The organism is Desulfobaccales bacterium (assembly GCA_041648175.1).
Taxonomy (GTDB): domain Bacteria; phylum Desulfobacterota; class Desulfobaccia; order Desulfobaccales; family 0-14-0-80-60-11; genus 0-14-0-80-60-11.
Map to the genome: position 1 here is coordinate 17,501 of JBAZPO010000030.1, position 4,235 is coordinate 21,735.

The 4,235-nt window shown below is 56.0% G+C and carries 6 protein-coding genes (1 of these 6 cut by a window edge); 2 read left to right on the plus strand and 4 right to left on the minus strand.

Annotation, left to right across the window (positions count from 1 at the left end; translation table 11 throughout):
- The 4 genes from WC600_17735 to WC600_17750 all read right to left on the minus strand — a co-directional run.
- Positions 1-377, minus strand: the 5' end (the start) of a protein-coding gene (locus WC600_17735) for a HipA domain-containing protein (protein MFA4904575.1). Its footprint begins 553 nt before the window's first position; 377 of the gene's 930 nt are visible here — the first part of the coding sequence; it begins with the start codon at positions 375-377; the stop codon falls past the left edge of the window.
- Positions 374-682 carry a HipA N-terminal domain-containing protein gene (locus WC600_17740; GenBank protein MFA4904576.1) on the minus strand — a complete coding sequence of 103 codons (309 nt, stop codon included), beginning with the start codon at positions 680-682 and terminating at the stop codon, positions 374-376. Before WC600_17740 ends, WC600_17735 begins: the two co-directional genes overlap by 4 nt.
- The gene (locus WC600_17745; protein ID MFA4904577.1) at positions 679-912 is read right to left on the minus strand and encodes a type II toxin-antitoxin system Y4mF family antitoxin; all 234 of its coding nucleotides are present in this window, start codon (positions 910-912) and stop codon (positions 679-681) included. The genes WC600_17740 and WC600_17745 overlap by 4 nt, the downstream gene beginning before the upstream one ends.
- 379 nt (positions 913-1,291) lie before the next feature.
- Positions 1,292-1,816 (minus strand): hypothetical protein, encoded by a 525-nt coding sequence (locus WC600_17750; GenBank protein MFA4904578.1) that lies wholly within the window; start codon positions 1,814-1,816, stop codon positions 1,292-1,294.
- A 219-nt stretch (positions 1,817-2,035) separates the two neighbouring features.
- Here WC600_17750 and WC600_17755 point away from each other — a divergent pair, with 219 nt between their 5' ends.
- Together WC600_17755 and WC600_17760 are read left to right on the plus strand one after the other, a co-directional pair.
- On the plus strand, positions 2,036-2,830 hold the full coding sequence (locus tag WC600_17755) for a hypothetical protein (protein MFA4904579.1): 795 nt from the start codon (positions 2,036-2,038) through the stop codon (positions 2,828-2,830).
- A gap of 94 nt (positions 2,831-2,924) precedes the next feature.
- Positions 2,925-4,235 (plus strand): hypothetical protein (locus WC600_17760; GenBank protein MFA4904580.1); only part of this gene is annotated, 1,311 nt, incomplete at its 3' end.

Consider the following 4,235-nt stretch of genomic DNA (forward strand, 5'->3'; position numbering starts at 1 on the left):
TACGTGAAGCTGCCATCCTTAGAATAGAGAAGGCCATGCGCCGGCACCTCTATGCCGCACTCGGCGGCCATGCTCATGGTTATCGCCTCGTTCTGGGGGAGCTCGGGGAAGTCGCACTGCGGTTTGAGGATGTAGGTGCCGCCGATATCCACGATCTCAAAGCGGCCTTCCTTGATCTTCAGCACGGCGCTGAGTTTGGGCTGAACGCCCTGTATCGACATCTTCTCCGCGCGCGCTGCCGCCTCCATCCGCAATTCCTGCGCTGTAAAGGGGAGGGGATCGAGCCTCGCGAGCTTTCGGGAGAGTTTCTTCAACCCTCGCGCCGAATAGAGATCCCTTTGCCCGATCTCCTCGTAGGTGATGGGGCAGCGCTTCACGTCATCTCCTCCGCGGTGACATCGCCGACCATGTCCGCCCCTACGGTGACGAGCTGGCCCATCAAGTCATGCCGATCGATCTTGTGCCGCTTGAGCAAGGCCTCGAGCATGAATCCTTCCGGAAGGAGACCGTCGAAGAATGGAGGGAATGAATCGAACTCGTAGATTTTCTTTGCAGCCGGCATCGTGAGCGAGACGGGACTGCCCTGATACGCATCGAGATACGCGAAGCGGAATCGTCCCGCTCCCAGTTCCTCGAGGATCCCTGCCTTGATCCCCTTCACGGATATCAACGCCTTCCTCATGACTCCGAACCCCCGATTTTCATGCGTTCACCGAGCGGGCCTGCAAACTCGATCCTGATGTTGAGCACGCGAAGCACCTTGAGCAGGGTGTCGAGCTGAACCGTGGCCTTTCCATGCTCGAGATCAAAGACCGCGGTCTTGCCGATGCCCGCAAGCCTTGCCAACTCGGCCTGGCTGAGCCCGGACTTCTTGCGGGCTGACTTCAAAAAGGTGCTGAATTCTTTTGTCATAAGCCCTGATGAATTACCGCTAGAAGAGTAAATAATTATGATCTACAGTCATTTTACGCCATCAACAGGTTAAATTCAACATATAATACTGCTATGACAGTAAAATTAGCCGTAATCGCGGAATCTCTACAGAAATAGAGCAGTTGAATGCCAGAAATACTGCTATAGCGGTAAAATCAACGGGTCGCGAGGGAACCTGCGGGGGTTTCGTATCAAGACCGCGCCCGAGTGTTATTGCTCGAACATGACCAATAACAAGCAGGTTGTTATTGGTTGCCTTAGCAAAGAGGCATTATAACGAAAGTCGCCGAGGTCGGTGCTGCGTTTCGCTGCACCACTGCCCAATTCCGCTCCGTCTGACGAGATGTGTTCAATTTCGCTAGATCTGACCCAAGAGCGTGAGGAGCCCGAAGACAATGCTGCAAATCGTCAATCCGCTGGCAAGGAGAAGTCCCAGGATGAAGAGCACCGTCTTTGCCACGTAGGGTTTTGCGAAGACGATGCGGCAGTCCGAATAATCGCGGCCCTCCTTCATCCCCGCGATCGCCAGGTCGAAGCACCCCGCGTGGCTGATGAAACATCGATAGAGGAGCATTCGCATCTTTGAGAACCCCCTTACGCTCGAGCGGAAGAGGACCATCCGGAGCGGGACAGCCTGCCCCGTGGCCTCGTCTCGCAGCGTAAAGGAGACCCCCGCAAAGGCCGTGGTAAAGAGCGGGCCCTCGATATGCAGGCCCTTCTCGCCCGGCGTGCGGAATTCGATCTGCTGCTGCCGCGCGACCGGCACCGCCAGCTCCACGCTCTCCTTGAGCATGCGCCGTAACCGCGCGATGAGGTTCCACAGCAGTGCCAGCCCCGCCAGCAATCCTATAACGTAGATGCTCAGGCTGCTGTAATCGCCCATCCCCACCTCCATCGTGATCAACTTACCATATAAAAACCGTCAGGCGGAGCAAGAATTACAGCGCAATCCTTATATTCCTTGGCAAATCAGCCGGTTGCTAACAGCGACGGAGTTTTTGCGTCGCTGGGACAAATAGTGTAAAACCGCGCAACTTTTGACCAGTCTATCCGATATTACAGCAACCGTCCAACACGGGTACAACGGGAAGAGGAGAAATATATGGTTTCAGGCACTGCCAATCTAGGCATAGCCAATGTAATGGAAGCTCCACGCCTGGCCGAGGAACTCACTTCCACGATCGAACTCGCGGAGGCCACCACACCAGAGGAATTCAGCGATGACTGCGAAGCAGTTGGTGGAACGGTGTTCAAAGGGGATGGTTTAGAAAATCCAATCAGGGCCCTGCCCGATCGAGTTCAAGCTGATCCGTCTGCTCTCGAAGTCTTAAAGCAAAAGGTAATCGAAACGGCTCGGCCACGCATAGACATAGATGCGGTGCGATTTGCTAGGTGGGCAAAGAATGAGGAAGGCCTCCGCGCGCATGGATTTAAATCGCTCGATCATTTTGTAAGACTCGTTACCCAGGGGCGCGAGACGGGCGCCATATCCATAACGCCTGCTGAAAGGATGATCACATCGTTGAAGACGATGTTCGCGGAAGAAGATTTTACGCGACTGATCGACGCGGTTACAAGGCCGACCGAAGAAGAGAAGAGCGAGGCGCGGAGGACGATCCTATGCTCGACTCAGATGGTCGGATTTTACGGGATAATGGCGATGGAGGCAATGCTGTGGGGAGCAACTGGCGCCAGCGCCCTCATGCACGGACTTACGGATACAGGCACCTTGATGATCGGCGCGGCAGCGCTGATCAGCGTGCCCGTGGCGTTTGTCCGGGCTGTTCGTAAGGCCATTCGCGACTGGAATACGGCGTTGAGTTATGCGGGCAGACCGGAGCGGCTGAAGAGCTTTCTCATTCCGCGAGAACTCCGCGAGTGGAGCGATAATGTCTGAGCGCGATCGATCGCCTTAAGGTTGGCAGCGCCCGTGCAGCCTGCGCTGAATTAAGGGCCATCGGAGTGATAAGTATAAATTCAGAGGAGGAGCTGTGGGCAGTCTCTTAGCGGGCCTCGGCAGCGGTGTCGCCCCGCAGTTTACCGTCGTCGATTGTCAGTGCCTTGAAGAAGGCTCGGCAATGCCTTGCGACGAGTCTGCGGACGAGCCTTCGATGTCTGAGGTCCCGCAAACTAGCCAGCCTTTGTCACGCCGCGATTTTTTGCGCAGCAGCTACGTCCTGGGCGCGGCTGCGATCGGTACGGCTGTCTTGGGAGGCTGCGCAGCGCGGCGGGAAGGGCTTCAGAAGGAAACCGCGGCGGAAGGCATGAAGAAAGAAGATGCGTCGGTCCAGCAGACTCGGCCCCCTGTGAAAGCCCTCGATGTAATTCTTGCCGTCTCCGCCGCCCTGTTTATCATTACTCCTGCAATCGGCCTGGTGATAGGCAGCGAGATGAATACCCCTGAGGGCCTTGCACGCCGCGCCGTTGCGCGCAGACGAAAAGACGCTCAAGGGGCGAAGCTCCTCTTCGATCGCGCCGCAAACGAACTCGCCAGAAAGTGCTATGCGGTTTATTGGTCCCACTTCGAAGTCGAGGCGCTGAAACATATGCAGGCGTTTATCAACGCCGAGCCTGACATAGAAAAAAAGATCCAGCTGCATATGCAGATGATAAAGATCGTGGGCGGCGCGGGTCAAAGAAGTCACGAGGTCGCACACCTTCTTGAGCTCGGCAAGTCGTATGCGCAGCTTGGAACGAGGGACGTAGAGGCGCTCACTGCCTTTACCGATGCCCTGCGCGTAATCCGCCGTTACGACGCTTATATCGACAATTCTTCCGATCGGATGGACGAATGCCTCTCGGGCGCGTCCCAGGCGATGGACAGGCTTTTTGAGAACGACTGGTCCGCATATTACGAGTCTACCGATTGCGGCTCTGCCGAGTTTGATAGTCTCCTTGGAATGTTCGAGACCGTAATTGATGAATTGCTGAACAGCGGAACCTCCAACAAGTACGACTCCCAGCTTCAGGCACTCATGGCGAGGATCGAAAAGTACGCCTGCTTTCTGGAGGAAAAGGCGTCGAGTGCCGCGGATTATTCCAAGCACGGCCGGGATGCGGCGATCGCGTGGAAAAGGGCCGCCAACCTGGGGATGAGGATCTACAGGCTATGCAAGAAAGAGGATGCAGAGGGGGCGCCTGCGCGCCTCGGCCGTGTGATCGCGGATTTAGAGCGCAATGCATCTATTGTTGAAGAAATGCTTCGGAACGCCTCGCAGGAAGCGGCGCCTGGGTTGGAATACGAATTGGCGCAGATTCTTTACGATATTGCGGAAGTGAGTGAGGAATCGGGCATAGTGGAT

Coding starts and splice junctions, on each gene's coding strand:
- WC600_17740 (MFA4904576.1), bottom strand. CDS start 682: ATGAGGAAGGCGTTGATATCCGTGAAGGGGATCAAGGCAGGGATCCTC.
- WC600_17745 (MFA4904577.1), bottom strand. CDS start 912: ATGACAAAAGAATTCAGCACCTTTTTGAAGTCAGCCCGCAAGAAGTCC.
- WC600_17750 (MFA4904578.1), bottom strand. CDS start 1,816: ATGGGCGATTACAGCAGCCTGAGCATCTACGTTATAGGATTGCTGGCG.
- WC600_17755 (MFA4904579.1), top strand. CDS start 2,036: ATGGTTTCAGGCACTGCCAATCTAGGCATAGCCAATGTAATGGAAGCT.